Here is a 20,050-nt window from a genome sequence, read left to right as displayed (position 1 = left end):
AAAGTCAGGCTGCGCGCGGCGGATAGACGCGCGTCGGCAGGATGGGAATGATCACAATCATGGCCAGCGCGATGGCGGCGACAATGAGGTACAGGTCGGACGAGGTCAGGGTGATGACTTGCGCATGCATGCGCGCACTCAGGCCCGGCACGTCCACGACGCCAGGCAGGTTGCCCAGGCGCTCGCTGAGCACCGTCGAATGAAAATGGTTGCGGCGCGTGATCAGCGCGTCGAGCACGCCGGTGGCGACGACGGCCGACATGCCCTTGATGGTGTTGAACCAGGCCGAGGCGAAAGGGCCATCCTGCGGCGCCAGGCCCGTGGTGGCCAGCAGCAGCAAGGGAATCACGGCCATCGGTTGCGCGAAGATCTGCACCGCCTGCAGCAGGTAGAAGTGCGTGCGTATCCAGTCCGGCGACATGCGCGCGCCCAGCACGCAGGACAGGGCCAGCAAGGTCAGGCCGATGGCCAGCACCCAGCGGCAGTCGACGGCGCGCAGATTGCACAGGGCGGCCACCAGCGGCAGCGCGACCAGCTGCGGCAGCGCCACCATCAGCATCACGGGCGCCGTCTGCAGCGGGCGGTAGGCGTGCACCTGCGCCAGGTAGGACGAGGGAATCAGGATCACGGCCAGCAGCACGAACAGCACGCCGCCCAGGGTCAGCAGGGCGTGGCTGAGGTTACGCCGCGACAGCAGCTGCAGCTTGAAGAACGGCAGCGGATGCGACCATTCATTGACAAAGAACAGCACCAGCAGCAATAGACCGCCACCCAGCAGCACGCAGATCAGCGGCGAGGCGAACCACACCAGGCGTTCGCCCTGCAGCAAGCCCACCACCAGCATGCTGATCGCGGGCAGACCCAGCAGCAGGCCGCGCCAGTCGAATTGACGGAAACGCTCGAGGCGCAGCGGGTCTTGCGGCAAGCCCCACGACACCATCAAGAGGGCGACGATGCTGCCCGGGACGACTTGCCAGAAGGCCCACCGCCAGCCCAGGTACTCGGTCCAGAAGGCGGCCAGCGGCGTGCCCAGGCTGGGACCGAAGGTGGCGCTCAGCGCATAGCCGCCCAGGCCATACAGCTTGATGTTCGGCGGCAGGAAGCGCAGCGCCACCGTCATCAGCATGGGCGGCAGGGCGCCGCCGGCCGAGCCCTGCACCACGCGCAGGAACATCAGCACGGGCAGGTTCGGCGCGAACGGACACAGCACGCCGGCGGCCATGCAGACGACGATGGCGGCGGCCGTCAGGCGGCGCAGCGAGAAGGTGACGGAGCACCACGGCGCGAACGCCATGGCCGACACCGAGGCGGCCGCATACAGGGCCACGAGCCAGCTGGCGTCGTCGCGCGCGATGCCCATGGCGCCGCGGATGTCGGCCAGCGCGACCTTGGTGATGTTTTCATTCAGGCCCGATACCAGCACGGCCAGCAGCACGCCGGCCAGGCCGGTGGCCAGGCGCGGACCAAAGACGGGTGGCGCCGGCGGTGAAGGGGGAGGCGGCGCCATCGTCGGGATGGCGCCAGGAAGTAATACAGCGGACACAGGGAACTCCGTGGATGAGAATCAGTCCACGCAGTATAGGTAGCCGTTAATCTTGTGAAAATTGATAATTGATGAAGTCTCGATTGCGTCTGGCGCAATGATATTGGGTTCAGCGCCTACGCGCCCGGCGCGCTGCCGCACAGCGACTTGATCGTCGCGCGCAGCCAGCGGTGTGCGTGGTCGTGGTCGAGGCGCGGATGCCAGGCCTGGAACACGTCGACGTTGTCGACGGGAATGGGCAGCGCGAAGGTGCGCAGCTTCAATCCCAGGCGCTCGACGATGGGCAGCAGGGGCGTGGGCATCAGCGGCAGCAGCAGGCGCGAATCGGCCACGGCGAAGATGGCGGACTGAAAATTGGGCGTGATCAGCGAAACGCGGCGCATGTAGCCCCGCTCGGCCAGGGCCGTGTCGAACGGGCCGCGCGCCAGGCCGCGCCGCGACACGCTGATATGTTCGTACTCGGTGAAGCTGTCCAGGTTCATGGGGCCGTCGAAGATCGGATGGTCGCTGCGGGCGATGCCGACAAAGCCGCTGCTAAACAGCTGCTGCAGCTTGATGTCGGGCGCAAAGGCGCGTCGCGCGCTGATGTACAGGTCGATGCGGCCCGCGTGCAGGGCGTCGTTTTCCGTGGCGCCATCGCCTTCGGGCACGAAGCGCAGCACCGTGTTCGGCGCATGGCTGGCCAGCAGGTCGCGCAGCTTGCCGCCGTAGGCGCCGACGAACACGTCGTTGGCGCACAGGCTGAAGGTGCGTTCCAGGGTGCGCAGGTCGATTTCACGGCCGGACGTGAAGACGGCGTGCGCCTGCTCCACCACGCCGCGCACCTGTTCGCGCAATTCCAGTGCGCGCGGGGTGGGCGCCAGGCCGCGCCCGGAGCGCACGAAGACGGGGTCGCCGATGGCGTCGCGGATGCGCGCCAGGGTGCGGCTCATGGCCGGCGCGCTCAGATTCATGCGCCGCGCGGCGGCCACGGCGCTGCCTTCCTCGAGCAGGATGTCGAGGGCGACGAGCAGATTCAGGTCTGGGAGTTTCATGCGGCGATTATAGCCCGGGGGCCAGCGCCAGCGCTGCGCCGGCAGGACGCCGGCGCAGTGGGGATGCTATTGCGGTATTACTCGGCTGCCGGCTCGGCGCCGCAGCATTTCTTGTACTTCTTGCCGCTGCCGCAAGGGCAGTCGTCGTTGCGGCCCACTTTCGGCTCTTCGCGCTTCAGGGTTTGCACCGGTGCCTTGCGGCGCGGGACCCAGAAACGGTGGATGGCCGGCAGGTTCGCTTCCAGTTCCTGCGCCAGCTTGTGCGCCTTGACCGGGTCTTCCACCAGTTTCAGCTCTTCTTCCTTGATTTCGTCGGCGCCCAGCAGGTAGATCGGCTGCATCAGCGCGGCCACTTCGGAATCCCAGATTTCGTTCCACGAACCGGGACGCAGTTCCATGCCGTCCCAGAAGCCCCAGCACCACGCTTCGGCGTCGATCAGGGTCTGGCCTTCGTAGTCGTGTTCGACGAACAGGGCTTCGAATTCCTTGGGTGCCACTTCAAACGTCACCAGCACTTCGTTCATGAAGCGCATGATCAGGTTGACGATGCGCTCTTCTTCCTTGCTGTTCTTGAATTTCGGCGCATCCTCGGCATCTTCGCCCCACACGCGCGGCAACCACTCGGCCGGCATGATCGGTTCCGGGCCGATGGCGACGGCCGTCAGATAGCCGTGCAGCATATCCATGGTCATCGCGTCTTCGGAGCAGCGCTCCGACAACAGGAATTGGTCTAATTCGTCGAATTCTTTTTCTGATAATGGCTGTTCGAGTGACATGGCTTGCTCTTTGATAAAATGTAAGGCGCCAGTATACGCCTTGCGGCGCTTCATCACCGAAGTGTTTGCACCGGCGGCCCGCGCGCGCCTTACAATGTCGCTTATGCACAATGAAAACCAGCCGCACGAGGACGACCGGCCCGTCCATCCCTTTTCCGCCCTGAGTCCCGATTGCGTGCTCGACGCCCTCGACAGCGTGGGCTTGCGCGGCGATGGCCGCCTGCTGGCGCTGAACAGCTATGAAAACCGCGTCTACCAGGTGGGCATCGAAGACAGCGCGCCCCTGGTGGCCAAGTTTTACCGTCCTGCGCGCTGGAGCGATGCGGCCATCCTGGAAGAACACGCGTTCGTGTCCGAGCTGGTCGAGCGCGAAATCCAGGTGGTGCCCGCGCTGGCGATCAACGGCAGCACCCTGCACCAGTACCAGGGCTTCCGCTTCGCCGTCTTCCCCCGCCACGGCGGCCGCGCGCCCGAACTGGACGATCCGGCGACCCTGGAATGGATAGGGCGCTTCATCGGCCGCATCCACGCCGTCGGCGCGCTGTCCACGTACAAGGAACGCCCGGCGCTCGATCACCAGACGTTCGGTGTCGAACCGCGCGAATTTTTGCTGGAGGGTAACTTCCTGCCGCCCGAACTGCTGGCCGCGTATTCCAGCGTGGCGCAGCAGGCGCTCGACGGCGTCAAGCGCTGCTATGACCGCGCGGGCGACGTGGCCGTGCTGCGCACGCATGGCGATTGCCATGGCGGCAACGTGCTGTGGACGGACGCCGGCCCCCATTTCGTCGATTTCGACGACAGCCGCATGGGTCCGGCCATCCAGGACCTGTGGATGATGCTGTCGGGCGAGCGCGGCGACCAGGTGCGCCAGATGAGCGACATCCTGGCCGGCTACGAAGATTTCTGCGATTTCGACCCGCGCCAGCTGTACCTGGTCGAAGCGCTGCGCACCCTGCGCCTGATCCATTATTCGGCCTGGCTGGCGCGCCGCTGGGACGATCCCGCCTTCCCCGTCGCCTTCCCGTGGTTCAACACGCAGCGCTACTGGCAGGACCGCATCCTGGAACTCAGGGAGCAGGTGGCCTTGATGGATGAGGCGCCCCTCTGGCCCATCTGAATGAGTATTTTGCCAATAAAACCGTAGCGAGCGGCAGTGATTTGTGGTCGAGAAGCGCAACTGGGCTGACGCCCAGTGAGCATCGCCGGCCGCAAAGCGCGACGCGCAGTAGGTTTGATTGGTGAAATGATGAAAAGGGCGGTAAAACAGGCTCTTCTTGCCGCGCTGATTTGTGCATGCCTGTTCGATAATGGTGGTAATAAATTCCCATAAGCAACGGAATTCACCCGAATAAGCGAGAAATCATGCAAGCACAGCAAAATCAGCGCCAGGCCGCCTCCCTCACCGTCGCGTATTCCGCCGACGACGAGTTCGACCAGGACAGCATCGTTTCGCTGCATGATTTCAAGGACCTGGAGCGCAAGGCGGAAGCGCCAGCGCCGGTTCCAGCCGCTCCTGCCACTCCTATGCCCGAGCCGCAAGCCGAGCCGGCAGCGGAAACCGACAGCAAGGCGCCCGCCGCCGAACGCCAGAAAATGGAATTGAAAGCCATCCACGAGGCGATTGCCCGCGTGGAAGCGGAAGCGAAGGCCACCTGCGCCGCCGAAAGCCGTGCCCTGGCCGAGGCGCGCGTGCGCTCGCTGGCCGAGGACCGCGCCGCCATCGATGCGGCCGCCGCCGCCGCCGCGCAGCAAAATGCGCAGGCGGCCGAAGAAGCGATCGCCGCCAACCGCGAACGCCTGGAAACCATGCGCGCTGCCGCGCAAGCCAGCGTGGCCCGCCTGGAAGCCGTCAAGCAGGAGACGGCCGAACTGCGCGCCCGCGTGGAGTCCGACAATGAAATCCGCCTGGCCGCGGAACAGCGCGCCCGCGCCGAGCAGGAAAGCCGCTTGCGTGCCAGCGAACAGGTGGCGGTGCAGTCGGAACTGGCCGAGCAGGCCGCCCGCGCCGCCGAGGAATTGCAGGTGCAGACGGAGCAGGCGCGCTTGCAGGCCGTCGAGCGCGTGGCCGCCGTGCACGCGGCCAAGGAGGAAATGGTGGGCATCGCCTCGGCCGACGCCCGTGTCGCCGTGCTGGCCCGCGAACGCGAGCGCCATGCGCACGGCGCGCGCCAGACGGCGCAGATGCTGGCCGAAGCGGAAAGCGAAGCGCTGGATCTGACGGTGCAGCGCGAGCGCGCCGACCAGATCGCGCTGGAATCGGCCTTCAACCGCGCCGCCGCCGAAGTGCGCGCCCTGGAAGAAGCGCGCGCGCTGGCGCACCTGGAGCAGGAACGCGAAGCCATCGCGCTGGCGCAGGCCGAATCGGAACGCCATGCGGCGCAGTCGCTGCGTTTGCGCCTGCAGACGGAAAAGGAATTGCGCGACGCGGCCATCCACCGCGAGCGCCTGGAAATGGTCGCCGTGGCCAGCGCGCAGGCGCGCCGCGACGCCGACGTGCGCATCCTGGCCGCCACCGAGGCGCGCATCGAGGTGGACCGCCAGCTGCGCGCCGTGGCCCTGGCCCGCGTGGCCGCCGAACAGGATGCGGAAATCGCCGGCCACGCCAAGCTGGAAGCGGAAACGGCGGCCCTTGAAGAAACCAAGGCCCGCGAAGCGGCCGAGCAGGCGGCGGCCGTGGCAGCGGCCCGCGAACTGGAAGAGCAGCAGCGCGCCGCCAGTCTGGCGCAGGAACGCGCCGAACTGGCGCGCCAGGCGGCGGAACTGGCCGCCAGCCAGAACGACGCCGAGCAGGCCGAGGTCGATGCCGGCAAGGCGACACTGGCCGCGCAGGAGCAGGCAGCGCAGCTGGCGCAGGAAAAAGCGCGCCAGGCAGCGCAGCTGCTGCAGGCGGAGCAGGAGCGCCTGGCCGCCGAACAGGCCGCCATCGCCGCCTTGAAAGAAAAACTGGAAGCGGAAGCGCTGGCGTGCCACGCGGCGCAGGAGCGCATCGTCGCCGAAGGCGCACAAGCGGAACTGCTGCGCGGCCAGCAGGCGGCCGAACAGGCTTTGCGGGAGGCGGCGCAAAAGGAAGCCGATGCCATCCGCATTTTGATGGACCAGGCGCTGGTCGAGGGCGAAAAAAAGGCCGCTGCCGCGCAAGCCGTGCAGGCGCAGGCGCGCCTGGCCGTGGAACTGGGACAAGTGCATAGCGAGCGCGCCCGCGTGGAGGAAGACAAGGCGCAAGCTGCCGAAGCGCTGCTGGCGTCCGAGCGCGATTTCGTCGCGGCCGAACGCGAGTCGCTGGCGCTGATCGCGCAAAAACTGGTGCAGCAGCGTCAGACCAGCAGCGCCGAAGAGCGTGCCTCGCAAGCGATCGCCGGCCGCCTGGAAGCGGAAAAACAGGCGACGGCGGCAGCCGAAGCGCGCGCCGCCATGGAACAGCAAACGCTGGAAGCCGTGCGCCAGCGCGAGCAGCTGGAACTGGCGGCGCAGCAGGCCGCCAGCGAGAAACTCGACGCGCAGCAAGCCTTGCTGGCCAGCGCCCAGGCCCATGCCGCCCTGCAGCGCAAGGCGGCCGAGACGACGCGCGCGATGGCGGCTGCCAAACAGCAGTTGTTGGAACGCGATACGGCCCGCGCGCAGCAGCAGGAGCGCGAACTGGCGGCCCTGCGCGCCAGCCTGGAGCAGCCGCAAAGCGCGTTTTCCAGTTCATTGACCGCCGCCCGCGCGAAAGCCGAACAGGTGAGCTCGGCCAGTCTGACGCGCGAAGTGATCGAGCGGCTGACGCAGCCTAACGACGCTGGCGCCGTCTGGCGTTCGCGCTGAGAGCCTGAAAACCCGATAACAGCCGGGGTCGGACCCTCAGGGTCCGACCCCAGTCCCAGGTTTGGGTTGCATCTGTATTCCCATCAAAACTTGCGTCCTACTCCCACCAAAATGACATCCGCATCGCGGTGATAATCGGTGATGACCCGGTTCCACGCCACGTGCGTCACCCAGCGGCGGTCGACGTGGTAGCGGGCCACGGCCGACAGCAAGCCCGTCAGGCGCGTGCTGTGGCCCTGGGTGTCGCGGCCGTCCCACGCCACGTAGGGCCCGCCGCCCATGCCGAATTCCACCTTTTCATTCAGTGAGCGGATCAGCCACAGCTGGGCGGCGATACCGCGGCGGTGCGCCAGGTCGGTGTTGCCTTCGTCGAGGGCGGTGACCGTCCAGTCCACGTATTTTCCCGCCGCGCGCCGGTATTCCAGGGTGAACGGGCGCGAGGACTCCGAGCGCAAGCTGTTGACGATGGTGTGGCCGGTCGATAAGGTCAAGGTGTCGTCGTGCGCCCAGTTCTGCAAGTGCAGCTTGGCGCCCGGCACGCCGTCATAGCGGTAGCCGGCGCCGATCAGCAGGTGCGTGGTGTTGTCCTTGCCGCTGGGCCGGATGCGGTTGAGCTGCGCTTGCGCATACCAGCGGTTGTCGAACTGCCAGCGCGCCTGCAGGCTGACGATGGAGCCCCAGCCGTGGTCATTGTCGAAGTTGTGCAGGCCGTCGTCGGTCTTGGCCGTGTCGAAGAAAAAGTAGCGGCCCGCGCCGGCGCCCAGCATCAGGCCCTGCTCCACTTTTTTCGTGCGCAGCCAGACCTGGCCCGCCATGCCGTCGCGGTGATGGTCTTGCGGGTGGCCTTCATTGATGTACGACAGGCTGACGGCGCTGTAGTCGCCCACCGGCTGGGTGTAGCTGATGGCCGCGACAAAGGTATGCTCGTTGGTCGAGTTCACTTTCAGGGCGCCGGCCATGCCGGAGATATCCTGTGCCTGGGCGGACAGGGCGAGCGAGGCGGCCAGCAAGGTCAGGGCGGCGGGGCATATGCGCATGGTATTTCCGATAGTGGTGATACACGCTAATGGTGGGCTGGCTGAACGTGTTGCGCTAGCGCAAGCATTGTGTGTTTTTACTACAGCAATGAACAGTTCCAGTCAGAACTAATTGCGAGTGTATAAGAAAGTGAGAATGTGTGAGGCGCGCCATGCGGCTGGAGAGCGGGGAGGGGCGCCGGCGCGAGTATGACTGGCCGGCGCGGGATTGCTGGACCTGCGGTTGTATTACTTTCTCTTGTGTCTCTCTTACTGGCTCAAGATCACTTTGTCGGCAAAGTATTCCGTCTCGCCGAAGCATTGCGTGGGCACGCCCTTGTGCTGGCTGTAGGTGACGAGGATGCGCTTGCCGGCGGCGGCCGACAGTTGCTTCGCCACTTCCTCGTCGCGCACGCTGAACTGGAATTTTTCCGGGATGGTGCCCGGCAGCGCCGTCAGCAGCAATTCACCCTCCCATGTCTTGCAAATCCAGCCCCGCTTGGAAAACTTTTGCAGGTAACCCGCCCGTTCGCCTTCCGAGTACGAGAAGCTGAGGGCCATCCACGTGTAGGCGGCCAGCAGCAGGAAGCCGGCTACGAGGAAGATGACGAAGGCGAAGGTGACTTTTTTGGTCGTAGGGGTCATGTTAAGGGGTGAATTGTTTAGTTGGAGAAAGAGTTAGTCTTTCCGTCCGGCTTTCCAGTTGAGGCCAAAATTGTATCGCTCGTCCATGGCCTGGTGCGCCGTGATTTTACCTTGGCCGCCGAAGTATTCCACCAATTTTGTCACCTGCAGGTTGCCGCCGTGGTTTTCCAGCATGGCGATGGCGCACATGGCGTGCGGGCTGTCTGTGTCGAGGCGTACTTCCACGGTCGGCTGGCCGGGAATCTCGATCGTCACGACGCCATCCGTGGCGGCCCAGTTCGGCACGCCTTCGTAGATGAACGCGTACACGAGCACGCGCTTGATCTGGTCGAAATGGGTGCCGTTGATGAAGATGTTTTCACCGCTGCTGACGCTGCCCGTGCGGTCGTCGCCTTCCAGGTGGATGTACGGTGGCCTGTCATACGCGCCCCAGCTGTTGCCCAGCGCCTGCACGGCGCTCTTGCTGCCATTGCTCATCTCGAACAGGCAGCCGATATCGAGGTCGATGCCGCCCGAACGGGCGGCCGGCTTGTTGAACAGCTTGCCGAGGAAGCCCGTGTCCAGTTTTGAGGCGGGCGCCTGGCCTTGCGACGCGTTCTGGTTCCAGTTCAGATTGACCCGGATGCGGCCATAGCCGCCGCTGTCGCGCTTGTCGAGCGAGATCTTGTCGCCGCGCTTTTCCAGGCGAATTTTTGAGAGCGAGATTTTATTCGCCGCTGGCGGGGCCGCTGGCGCTGGCGCAGGCACGGGAGCAGGGGAAGACGAAGCCGCTTCGCTGCCGCCGAAGTGCTTCAGCAGCGCCGCCAGGCCGCCCGCGAAACCCTGGCCCACGGCGCCGAAGCGCCAGCTGCCGTCGCGGCGATACAGTTCGCCGATGATGACGGCTTTTTCGTCCTGGAAGTCATTGCCCGTGAAGGCAAACGTGGCCGCCTGGCCCAGCGCCATGCTGGAGTTGCCCAGCGCACGCATGCTGCCCTGTTCCGTCGCGGCCGTGAAGACCAGCTTGTCGATCGAGGCGGGCAGGCGGGACAGGTCGACCTGGAAGGTGGAGCGGGGACCGTTCAATTCCACCGTGACGGCGTTGTCCGGCGCGCTTTTCTGATTGTAGAACACCATGTAGCGGTCGTCCGACAGCTTGCCGGCCGCATCGACGCCGAAGCAGCTGACGTCCACTTCCATCGAGCCCGAAACGATATCGAGCGTGACGGCAAACGGGCCGTTCAAGCCCAGGTCAGCCAGTTTGCCTTTTTGTCCGCGTGTGAAATTGGTCATGGTCGTGCAATCCCTTCGTCGCTTGAGAGTTGAGTCAATGAGATAGTCGGCACGTGCGCGGCGGCGTTGTCGGCCGCATGGCGGATGCCGAACAGGCGCGCCTGCTCGATGATGCGCAGCGCCCAGCTGCTGTGCGTGGCCACTTCGCACATCGATTCCTGCATGCGGAACACGGCCGGGCTGTCCGGGTCGATGATGCGCAGCGCCAGTTCGATGTCCGACTGCGCCACCTGGTAGTGGCGCTCGATCTGCGGCACCTGGTCCGGGTGGATGGCCGTCTTGGCGATCATGCCGTGCGCCATGTCCTGCGCCACTTCGGCATCGAGCCAGCTGCCCTGCGACAGGTGCTCGAAGACGGGCGCCGTCAGCTGGAAGCCGTGCGGCTTGAAGATCGTCACCAGGCGGCCGATGACCTGGCCCAGCGGCGTTTGATAGATGGTGCCGCTGGTGGGGCGGCGCAGGCCCAGCAGGGCCAATAAATCGTTGCCGCCGATGCGCAGGGCCAGGATGCGGCGCCGCACTTCCGGCGCCGACAGGAGGAGGCGGAACTGCTTCATTTCCTCGTCGTCGAACACTTCCGCCGTTTCCAGGGTCGGCATCAGCAAATGATGCGTGTGGCGCACGAGGTCGAAATACGTGGCGAAATTGTGGCGCGTGGATTTCGGCAGCACGAAGCCGCTCAATTTGTCGGCGCCCGGCATGGCCAGCACGCGCGCCAGCACCTCGAGATTACGCACGCGCACGAAGCGCAAGGTGTCCGATTCGTCGGCCATGTTTTGCAGCGCCAGCGACAGGTTGAACAGCGCGTAACTGAGGTCGCGTTCCGCGATGGCGTCTTCGGTGCACAGGATGACCGAACGCAAATGGCTGAATTTGTCGCCATTGGCGATCGCCAGCAAGTCCTTGTGCGTGGTCGGCACATACATGGAGGCGCCCAGCGCCGCTTTATGTTCGCTTTGCGGGTGTAGGGAGTTGTTATCCATCGACTGCGCTCCTGATAAGGGCGACCGCCTGGTAAGGCAGCGCCGGTTCTACTATGACGGGTATGGCTTTTTCCTGCGCCAGAAGCAGCAAATGTGCCACGTCCGGCGCATTCGTGTCGCGCACGATCAGGCGCTCGGGCACGCGGCGCAGCAGCACGCGCGTCGCTTCGCCGATGCCTGGCTTGATCAGGTTGATGTCGCTGATGCCGTATTGCTGCTGCGCGGCGGCCATGTAGGCTTGCGAGCGGGCCGCCATGGCTGGCGCATCGCTCGCTTCGGCCAGCGGGATACCGCTGCTGGCGGCAATCGCCATGGCGTCGGCCACCAGGCCGTCGGCGAAAGCGCGCGACTGGTCGTGCTGCTCGAACTGCGCGTAGTACACGCAGCCATGGAAGTCGTCCGGGCCGATGGCATCATTCAATACGGAGCGGCTGACCAGGCCCGAGACGGTGGCATTCAAGATGCTCGACGGGATCAGGTAGTCGCCCGACGAGGCGGCGCAGGCGGCCGTGCCGGCCAGGTCGGACAGCACGAACAGGCCGCCATCGATCGCCGTGCCATTGGCCGCGTTGAAATCGTGGACCGTCTGGCGCAGTTCGCGCGAAATCACGCCCTTGCCCGTCCAGCCGTCGACGAAGACGAGGGAGTCGGCCGCATGACCCTGCGCCATGATATGTTTCAGGGCATTCGCGTCGATGCCGCGGTCGCGGATGATGGAGACGGAATAATGGCTGCACTCGCGCTGGAAGACCTGGCGCAGCAAGTGCCCGAGGATGACGCCCACGGGCGTGCCGGCGCGCGCCAGCGACACGAGTGTGATGGGCCCCGTGCGGCGCGCCGCGATCAGGGCGGCCAGGCGCAGGCAGTCGCGCGCCATCTGCAGGCGGTTGGCCGCGAACGCGCTCTGGAACAGGGCCAGGTAGGCGGGCGAGGGCAGGGACTCCGGCGACAGCATCTCGCTGTAGTGGCGCTGGCCCGACTGGATCAAGCGCTCTTTTTCGGCCAGGTCGAGGATGGGTTCGAGCGCCATCGGCGTCAACAGAAACTCCACGTCTTCCTGGCGGTAGCTGCCGCTGAAATGCTGCGTGCTGTGGGTCATAGCGCCGCCACCGTGAGGGCCGCCAGCTGGGTGCCGTTGGGGATGATGGCGTAGTCGCAGGCGGCCATGAAGCGGGCGTCCGAACGGCTGTCGCCCATGCCGAAGCTGACGATGGGGCCATGTTCGGCTTCCAGTTCCGCGCGCAGGTAGGCCACGGCGCGCGCCTTGTTCAAGGTTTTCGGCAGCACGGCCAGGTTGTTGCCGTTGCGGTGGATGAAGTAGTCGGCGCCTTCGCCGGCGATCCACTGCTGCAGCACTTGCTCCTCGATGTCGGCCAGGCGCTCGCCGCGCGCTTCATGGTCCTTGACGACAATGTAGAACGGCGTGTTGTAGTCCTCGATCAGGCGCGCGCGCGAAGGCATGCCCGTCTTGATTTGAAAATCGTCGATGATACGCATGGCGTCCCGCAGGCCGGGCAGGGCCGTCTGCATGTCGTCCTGCATCAGGGCCAGCCAGCCCGCATCGAGCGCGCCGCCCGGCTGCAGCACGATGCCGCCGTAATCGAGCACGCTGTAGCTGGTAAACGGCAGGTCGACGCGGCGGAACGCATCGCCATTTCTCGCCGTGGCGGGGATCAATGTCATGCCGCTTTGCGCGAATTCAAAGAAGGCGCGCTGGCGCGCCGTCGTAAACGAGCAGGCGTCGCCATTTTTCAGATAGGCGGCCGCTTGCAAATCGGTCTCGCCAGGGCATTTTTTCGGGGTCTGGAACAGTGTGTCGTCCAGATCAACAAACAGGAATTTCTTCAATTTTGGTCTCTGACTGAAAGTGGAACAGGCGGCCGTTCAACTGGCCGGCGAGTTGCATGAGGGCGGGGCTGGCCGGGGTTTCATGGCAGATGAACACGTGCTGGTACTGGCCCGGCGCCACGTTGTACAGGTAATTGGCGATGCCTTCGCCGTAATTGTCGTCGCAGTGGACGATATGGCTGACGGAGCCCCACGACAAAATGGGCGAGCGCGTGGTCGACTGCACCACGACGTTCTTGCCCAGGCTTTCCAATTCGCGCGCCAGCAAAAACGACGGGTGCATGAATTCGCCCGTGCCCAGCACCAGCACGGAGTCGCCGGCGCCGATTTCCTGCGCCAGCTGCACGGCCAGGCCTTGCGGCGGCGCCAGGGCGCGTCCCACGCCGATGCGGCCAAAGGCGGGGCTGGCGCCCCGTTCTTCATTCGCCTCGAAGCGCTGCGCGCTGGCCGCCACGGGAGCGGGCGCGGCGCCGGCCTGGAAGGCGTAGTGGCCGGAGAGCGCCGCGCCGATGGTCGTGGGCAGGCCGAAACGCTCACTCAAGCCCGCGTTGGCGGCCTGGCCCATGAAATTGGTGATCACGCCCAGGTGCAGCTTTTCCAGCTGCGGATAGCGCGCGCGGCACACTTGCACCAGGTTGGCGAAGGTGTTGCCGGTCGACGCTTCATCGTCGATCAGCACCAGGCTGCGGGCCGTGGAAAACAGGGCGCTAGCCGCGTCCGACAAATGCAAAAACTGGCGCGGCGCGTGGCTGTGCGATTCCTCGAATTCGAAGAAGGGCACCGTGCCCACGCGGTAGCGCGAACTGTGCAGGAACAAGGCCTTGCCATTGGGGTTGGCGCGCAGCCAGGCCTCGAACACGCCCTGGCCCAGGCCGACGGCCGTTTCCGCCATGGCGATGAAGACGACGGGGCCGGGCAGGCTGGGGGGAATCTGCGCGGCCAGGTCGTCGTGGATGGCTTGCATGGCGCGCGGCGTGACGGGCCAGTGCTTGCCCAGCACCTTCGAGAGGAACAAAAAGCCCCGCTTGGCGTTGGCGCGCGCGGCAAAGCCGATCAGCCAGTCCAGCGGAAAGCGCGCCTCGTCCACTTTCAGGGTCAGTTCGCCCGTGGGCATTTGCTGCTTGACGAGGTTCATGGCAGCTCCACGGCGTAGGCGGCTTCGCCCACGCGCATGCCATCGCGGATGGCGGGCACGGCGAGCTTGTCGAAACCCTGGTCGAAGCCGGCCAGCGCCAGGTAGGGCAGGTTGGGGCCGGCCGCGCAGGCCATGCCGATGCCGCCCGACATGCGCGGATTGATCTCCAGCAGCGCCAGGCCGTTCGCCCCTTCGCGGAACTGGATGTTGAACACGCCATTGAGCCGGTAGTCGCGCGCCAGTTTGTCGCAGGCCGCCAGCAGGTCGGCGCGCAGTTCGATCAGCTGGCCGCTGCCGCCCCCATGCAGCTTCTTGCGCGGCACGGCGCAAATGAGCGTGCCCTGGTCGGCGACGCAGTCGGCGCTGTATTCGTGGCCGTCGAGGTATTCCATCAGCAGCAGGGTTTTAAATGTACCCATCTGCGCCAGGCCGGCGCGCAGCTCCTGCGCATTGATCTGGTAGGCGGCGCCGGCCAGCAGCAGCTGGGCGCTGGTGCGTTCTTCATCGAGTATGGCAAAGCCCAGGGCATACACGGATTCGGACGGTTTGATGCACAGCTTGCGGTGCAGGGGGCGCAGTTCGGCGTAGGCGGCGTCGTATTGCGCGATGGTGGTGACGGCGCGGTAGTCGGCCGGGCGCGCCATGGGCAGGTCGAGGCCCTCGCAGAAGCGCGCCTTGTCATGCATCAGGGTCAGGGTGTCTTCGCTGGCCACGCTGAGCACGCGCGTGCCGATGGCGGCGAAGCGCGCGCTGGCGCTGCCGATCAGGCCCGCTTCCTTGCCGGGCCAGAAAATCGTGATGCCCCGGTCGCGGCAAAATTCCAGGCACCACTCGACATAGTTGTGTCCCGTCAGGCCCGACGGTTCGACCGCGTATTCGTGCGCCGACAAAAAGGCGGCCGCATGGGCGTTCGTATTGCTGCATACGATGTGATAGCGGGGCGCGCCACTGGTCGCGGCGCTATCGGCTTCGCGGATCAGGCGCATGGCCGTGCCGACCGAGGAAAATGTTTTGTTGAACCAGACTCTTTGCATGTACGGGGACCGGGTGGAAATAGGAGAAGCCGCGCGCAGGTGCGCGCGCGGGCAGTGTAGCCAGAAAAACTTAACATGGCCTTAGAAAAACGCCAGCCCAAACCTGCTGCGCGTCGTGGACGCGGCCTGCGATGCTCACTGTGCGTCCGCACAGTTGCGCTTCTCGGCCACGTCCCCATCCGCTCGCGACGGTTTTGGCGGGCGTTTGGGAATCAGCCGGCCTTGCCGCTCGCTGTCCACTTGAGGAAGGCGTCGCGGTTGCGCGAGCAGATGAACACCTTGCCCGAGCCGGAAAAGCGCAGCACGATGCCTTCGCCGCTGGTCACGCTGTTGACGATATTGCCGAGGAAGCCGCCGATGCCGCCGCCGCCCGAGCCGCCGCCCGTGGTCACGGAAATCTCGTACTTCAGGCTGTTGTCCCAGCACACGACGTGGGAATTGTCGATCACGACGTCCTTGCCCGGCTCGACGTCGAGCTGGAACATGGAGCCGAAGCCCGACACCACCACTTGTCCCGTGCCGGCCGTCTCCATGACGAAGAATCCGCCCGACTGCGCGAACAAGGCGTTGCCGATGCTTTGCGTGCGTACCTTCATTTCCGTGCCCGAGGTGGCGGCGACAAAGGCGCCGTCGTTGAGCAGGTATTGGCGCGCGCCCACGTCGACCACTTCGATGGCGCCCGGCAGGGTGGGCGAGAGCAGGCAGTCGCCGCTGCCGCGCACCGCTTCGATGTGCTGCTGGAAGAATGATTCGCCGTTGGCGAAGCGGCGCATGATGGCGCTGCCCAGGCCGCCCGTCATCTTGCCCTTCAAATCGAGCGCCGTTTCCATCATCACCATCGCATCGGATTCGCAATAGATGGTTTCGCCCTGCTTCATGCTGACGTGCAGGAAGGGATCGACGTCGCCCGTGACACTAAATACTGGCATGATAAATCTCCAAAAAAAAGCCGCCTGATCTGTGCAGGCGGCAGTAATGATATGACATTAAGATAATTCACCTCGGAAAACCGTAGCGAGCAAGCTCGATTTCGGGTTAAGTCGCGCAGCTGTACGGAGGTACAGCGAGCAACGCAGGCCCGAAAGTGAGCGGCGCAGCAGGTTTAACGAGCGTGAATTTAAGCGTTGACGCCGAAAGAACGGGCGAGGGGGCCGAGGCCACCGTTGAAGCCCTGGCCGATGGCCTTGAACTTCCATTCGCCGTTGTAGCGGTAGATTTCGCCAAAGATCATCGCCGTTTCCGTCGAGCTGTCTTCGGACAGGTCGTAGCGGGCGATTTCTTTTTCGCCTTCCGCGTTCAGGCAGCGGATGAAGGCTTTCGAGACCATGCCGAAGTTCTGGCGGCGCGCATCGGCGTCGTGGATGGTGACGGTGATGCTGATACGGTCGATGTCGGCAGGCACGCGGGTCAGGTCGATTTCGATGCGCTCATCGTCGCCTTCGCCTTCACCGGTCGTGTTGTCGCCCGTGTGCACGACGGAACCGTCGGTCGACTTCAGGTTGTTGTAGAAGATAAAGTCAGAGTCGCCACGGACTTTACCGTCGTTTTTCAGGAGGAACGCGCTGCCGTCAAGGTCGAAAGTGGCGCCGTCCGTCGAACGAGGATCCCAGCCGAGGCCGACGATGATCTTCTTCAGGTTCGGTGCTTCCTTGCTCAGGTTGACGTTGCCGCCTTTTTGCAAACTGATTGCCATGTGGTGCTCCTTAAATAATTAAACTTGATCATGCCTTCATGGGATGAGCGCCAGGCGCTCGTGCCATCACTCTCTCAATTGGGGGCGGAACCCCCGATTTCAAGCTTGTGCCGCGTGCCGTTTGCGGTAACGCAAGGACGACCACAGCGAGACCAGGATGAAGGCCACGCCCGACAGGCCCGTGAACCACTCCGGAATATGGTACTTGACGGACGCCAGCATGATCAAGGCGAGGATGCCGATCGCATAGTGGGCGCCGTGCTCGAGGTAGACGAATTCGTCCAGCGTGCCCTTGTGCACCAGGTACACTGTCATCGAGCGCACGAACATGGCACCGATGGCCAGGCCCAGCATGATGATGACGACGTCGTTGGTGATGGCGAACGCGCCGATCACGCCGTCAAAGCTGAACGAGGCGTCCAGCACTTCCAGGTACAGGAAGCCGCCGATACTGCCGCGCGCCACCGTCTTTACCAGGTCGCCATTGCCGTTCTTGGCTGGCGCGGCGCCTTCTTCTGCGTCATCCTGCAAGTCCGGTTCGCCTTCTTCCAGCAAGCCGCTGATCCAGTTCACGCCGATGTAGACGGCGATGCCGACGATGCCCGAGGCGAGCACGCTGTATTTGGCTTCCGCAGGACCCATGGCCACGCAGGCGGCCACGGCGCCCATGGTGATCAGGACGGCCAGGCTTTCCGTGCCCAGCGCGTTGACTTTTTCCTCGGCCCAGCCCAGCCAGTGCAATTCCTTCTCGTCGTCGAACAGGAAGTTCAGGAACACCAGCAGCAAGAAGGCGCCGCCGAAGGCCGCCACTTGCGCATGGTTGTCCGTCAGGTGCTTGGCATACACGTCCGGCGTCGTGGTCGCCATGGTCCACACGTCGACCAGGCCCAGGCCCGTGGCGACGGAAACGATGACCAGCGGGAACAGCAGCCGCATGCCGAAAACGGCCACGAGGATACCGACCGTGAGGAACAGTTTTTGCCAGAATTCATTCCAGTGGCGCAAGACGGAGGCATTCACCACGGCATTGTCGAACGACAGCGACACTTCCATGACGCCCAGCACGCCCGTGATCCATAGCGCATTGATCAGGCCGGGCATGCCGCCATGGCTGTAACCCCACCAGCCCGACACCGCCATCAGGATAAAAGTGACTAAAAAGGAAATTCTGAAATGCCGCATGAGTACCCCGTTGCAAGTGAAAGACGTTTGATTATCCGCGCCGCTGTGCGCGCCGCGCTCAGTGTTGATATACGTCAATTGTTGTATATGCCATGATTTTATATTAGTTGCCGCCCGGGGCGGCGTTTTATAGACCGGCGACAGACAGTTCTGCTGGCGCGGACGATCTGCGATAATTGCGGCGCGCCCATCCGGCTGCCGCAGTCTCTTGCACACTCTCGACATATATAGAAGAAGGAATACCCCGTGGATATCGCTTACCTCGTCACGCCCCTGATCACCTGGATCCTGGTCGGACCGATCAAATTCCTGATCAACAGTGTCCGCACGCGGCAATGGGCGTTCGGCCTGGTCGGCAATGGCGGCTTTCCCAGCAACCATAGCGCCGTCGTGTCCAGCATGGCCACCCTGATCGCCTTGCGCGAAGGCATAGGCCATCCCGCCTTCGGCGTGGCCGTGACCCTGGCTTTCATCGTCATCATCGACGCCAACAGCCTGCGCCAGCACGTGGGCAAGCAGGCGGCCGCCATCAACCGCCTGGCGGGGGAAGTGGCCAGCCCCGCGCACAAGACCTTGCGCGAGCGCATGGGCCATACCCTGGTGGAAATCGCCGGCGGCCTGTGCACGGGCGTGGCCATCGGTTTCCTGATCAATTACGTGTTTGCCCGCTAAGCACTCGTTTCTTCTAGTCAAAACCCCGCTTCAAGGCGGGGTTTTGCGTTTCAGGGCGCAAAAACTACGTTTCATCCACTGATTAAAGCATTACAGGAAACGGCCGATTGACATGGCCGGATGCGCTCATGGATACTTTGGCGCTTGTGGTTTTAATAAAAATATATGCCTGCCATCGCCTGCAGTCCTATCCGGGCCGCCGGGACGGCCGTGGCGCTATCTATCCGGAGAATTACCCATGTTGCGCAAAACCCTGTTTGTTCTGGCAATTGCTTCTGCCTTGGCCGCCTGTGGCAAAGAGTCCAAAGATCCCGGCAAGGGCGGCAAGGATGGCAAGGAACAGGCGGGCGCTAGCGTCAATCTGCTGGTGTCCCCGGAAGACTTGCTGACCATCCAGAGCAATGCGCTGGCATCGGGCCCCGTCATCACCGGTTCCGTGCAGCCCGAGCGCAACGCGGACTTGCGCGCCGAAGTGTCGGCCGTGGTGATCCAGGTGATGAAGGAAAACGGCGAAATCGTCAAACGGGGCGACGTGCTGGTGCGCCTGGACGAAACGGCCATCCGCGACAGCCTCAATTCGGCCGAGGAAGCCAGCCGCGCCTCGAGCCAGGTGCTGGAGCAGTCCGAACGCATGTTCCAGCGCATGAAAACCCTGCGCGCCTCGGGCATGACGTCGACGCAGGCGCTGGAAGACGCGGAAATCCGCCGCAACAATGCGCAAAGCGATTTGTCCGCCGCGAAGAGCCGCGCCGCCCAGGCGCGCCAGCAACTGCAGCGCACCCTCGTGCGCGCGCCGTTCGACGGCATCGTGAGCGAGCGCAAGGTATCGAATGGCGATACGGCGCAAATCGGCAAGGAATTGATCAAGGTCATCGATCCGACCAGCATGCGCCTGGAGGGCCTGGTATCGGCCGACAAGATCGGCGTCGTCAAGGTGGGCCAGCCCGTGCTGTTCCGCATCAATGGCTATCCCGGCCAGGATTTCGCGGGCAAGGTGCGCCGCGTCGATCCTGCCGCCAACGCCGTCACGCGCCAGGTGGCCGTGCTCGTCGATTTCAATGACAAGCAACAGCCGCGCGTGGCCGGCCTGTACGCGGAAGGGCGCATCGAGACGGAAACCGTCAGCGCGCTGATGATCCCCGATTCGGCTCTGGTGAAGGCGGGCGACGTCACGTACACGTGGAAAGTCAAGGACAAGGCCTTGCATAAAACTAACTTGCGCATCGGCGCGCGCGACGTGCGCACGGGCCAGTGGGAAGTGCAAAGCGGCCTGGCCAGCGGCGACACCGTGCTGCGCACGCCCGGTTCGACCTTCAAGGATGGGCAGAAAGTGGAATTGACGGCAGCCAAGGCCGTGCCCGCCGCTGCCATGGCCAGCAGCAGCGCCGCCGTTGCCGGTAAAGGAAACTAAGC

The 20,050-nt window shown here is 64.4% G+C and carries 18 protein-coding genes; 4 read left to right on the top strand and 14 right to left on the bottom strand.

Annotation, left to right across the window (positions count from 1 at the left end):
- Positions 1-4: 4 nt before the first annotated feature.
- The 3 genes from OX462_RS20260 to OX462_RS20250 form a co-directional block, all read right to left on the bottom strand.
- On the bottom strand, positions 5-1,543 hold the full coding sequence (locus OX462_RS20260; RefSeq protein WP_409026921.1) for an MFS transporter: 1,539 nt from the start codon (positions 1,541-1,543) through the stop codon (positions 5-7).
- A 116-nt stretch (positions 1,544-1,659) separates the two neighbouring features.
- A complete protein-coding gene (locus OX462_RS20255; protein WP_070290648.1) occupies positions 1,660-2,577 on the bottom strand; it encodes a LysR family transcriptional regulator in 918 nt (305 codons plus the stop codon).
- A gap of 77 nt (positions 2,578-2,654) precedes the next feature.
- Entirely contained in the window at positions 2,655-3,353 is a 699-nt protein-coding gene (locus tag OX462_RS20250; RefSeq protein WP_409026920.1) for a UPF0149 family protein, read from the bottom strand.
- A gap of 103 nt (positions 3,354-3,456) precedes the next feature.
- On the opposite strand from OX462_RS20250, the gene OX462_RS20245 reads away from it, so the two are divergent.
- Positions 3,457-4,470, top strand: a complete 1,014-nt coding sequence (locus tag OX462_RS20245) for an SrkA family protein kinase (protein ID WP_121670981.1) — start codon at positions 3,457-3,459, stop codon at positions 4,468-4,470.
- Positions 4,471-4,715: 245 nt separating this feature from the next.
- Entirely contained in the window at positions 4,716-7,157 is a 2,442-nt protein-coding gene (locus OX462_RS20240) for a coiled-coil domain-containing protein (protein ID WP_409026919.1), read from the top strand.
- A gap of 83 nt (positions 7,158-7,240) precedes the next feature.
- Here OX462_RS20240 and OX462_RS20235 read toward each other — a convergent pair whose 3' ends face one another.
- The 11 genes from OX462_RS20235 to OX462_RS20185 form a co-directional block, all read right to left on the bottom strand.
- Positions 7,241-8,194, bottom strand: coding sequence for a hypothetical protein (locus OX462_RS20235; RefSeq protein WP_409026918.1), 954 nt, complete (start codon positions 8,192-8,194; stop codon positions 7,241-7,243).
- 249 nt (positions 8,195-8,443) lie between these two features.
- Positions 8,444-8,818, bottom strand: a complete 375-nt coding sequence (locus OX462_RS20230; protein WP_409026917.1) for a DUF8785 domain-containing protein — start codon at positions 8,816-8,818, stop codon at positions 8,444-8,446.
- Positions 8,819-8,851: 33 nt separating this feature from the next.
- Positions 8,852-10,090 (bottom strand): TerD family protein, encoded by a 1,239-nt coding sequence (locus tag OX462_RS20225; protein ID WP_409026916.1) that lies wholly within the window; start codon positions 10,088-10,090, stop codon positions 8,852-8,854.
- Complete coding sequence (locus OX462_RS20220; RefSeq protein ID WP_409026915.1) at positions 10,087-11,073, bottom strand: HpcH/HpaI aldolase/citrate lyase family protein; 987 nt, start codon at positions 11,071-11,073, stop codon at positions 10,087-10,089. Before OX462_RS20220 ends, OX462_RS20225 begins: the two co-directional genes overlap by 4 nt.
- The gene (locus OX462_RS20215) at positions 11,066-12,172 is read right to left on the bottom strand and encodes a cysteine protease StiP family protein (protein WP_409026914.1); all 1,107 of its coding nucleotides are present in this window, start codon (positions 12,170-12,172) and stop codon (positions 11,066-11,068) included. Before OX462_RS20215 ends, OX462_RS20220 begins: the two co-directional genes overlap by 8 nt.
- Entirely contained in the window at positions 12,169-12,921 is a 753-nt protein-coding gene (locus tag OX462_RS20210) for an HAD family hydrolase (RefSeq protein ID WP_409026913.1), read from the bottom strand. Before OX462_RS20210 ends, OX462_RS20215 begins: the two co-directional genes overlap by 4 nt.
- The gene (locus tag OX462_RS20205; protein ID WP_409026912.1) at positions 12,899-14,056 is read right to left on the bottom strand and encodes a phosphoribosyltransferase domain-containing protein; all 1,158 of its coding nucleotides are present in this window, start codon (positions 14,054-14,056) and stop codon (positions 12,899-12,901) included. Before OX462_RS20205 ends, OX462_RS20210 begins: the two co-directional genes overlap by 23 nt.
- Positions 14,053-15,090, bottom strand: a complete 1,038-nt coding sequence (locus tag OX462_RS20200) for an ATP-grasp domain-containing protein (protein ID WP_409026911.1) — start codon at positions 15,088-15,090, stop codon at positions 14,053-14,055. The genes OX462_RS20205 and OX462_RS20200 overlap by 4 nt, the downstream gene beginning before the upstream one ends.
- A 212-nt stretch (positions 15,091-15,302) precedes the next feature.
- Positions 15,303-16,019, bottom strand: a complete 717-nt coding sequence (locus OX462_RS20195) for a TIGR00266 family protein (RefSeq protein ID WP_070224704.1) — start codon at positions 16,017-16,019, stop codon at positions 15,303-15,305.
- A 188-nt stretch (positions 16,020-16,207) separates the two neighbouring features.
- The gene (locus OX462_RS20190; protein WP_070290657.1) at positions 16,208-16,783 is read right to left on the bottom strand and encodes a TerD family protein; all 576 of its coding nucleotides are present in this window, start codon (positions 16,781-16,783) and stop codon (positions 16,208-16,210) included.
- Positions 16,784-16,882: 99 nt separating this feature from the next.
- The gene (locus OX462_RS20185) at positions 16,883-17,965 is read right to left on the bottom strand and encodes a DUF475 domain-containing protein (protein WP_409026910.1); all 1,083 of its coding nucleotides are present in this window, start codon (positions 17,963-17,965) and stop codon (positions 16,883-16,885) included.
- A gap of 246 nt (positions 17,966-18,211) precedes the next feature.
- On the opposite strand from OX462_RS20185, the gene OX462_RS20180 reads away from it, so the two are divergent.
- Together OX462_RS20180 and OX462_RS20175 are read left to right on the top strand one after the other, a co-directional pair.
- Positions 18,212-18,637, top strand: a complete 426-nt coding sequence (locus OX462_RS20180; protein WP_409026909.1) for a divergent PAP2 family protein — start codon at positions 18,212-18,214, stop codon at positions 18,635-18,637.
- 238 nt (positions 18,638-18,875) lie between these two features.
- The gene (locus tag OX462_RS20175; protein ID WP_409026908.1) at positions 18,876-20,048 is read left to right on the top strand and encodes an efflux RND transporter periplasmic adaptor subunit; all 1,173 of its coding nucleotides are present in this window, start codon (positions 18,876-18,878) and stop codon (positions 20,046-20,048) included.
- Positions 20,049-20,050 lie beyond the last annotated feature (2 nt).

Origin of the sequence: Janthinobacterium aestuarii (assembly GCF_046113285.1) — a bacterium.
In the GTDB taxonomy this organism is placed as follows: domain Bacteria; phylum Pseudomonadota; class Gammaproteobacteria; order Burkholderiales; family Burkholderiaceae_D; genus Janthinobacterium.
The sequence above is the reverse complement of the archived record's forward strand: the minus strand, read 5'-3'. Positions and strand labels throughout refer to the sequence as shown.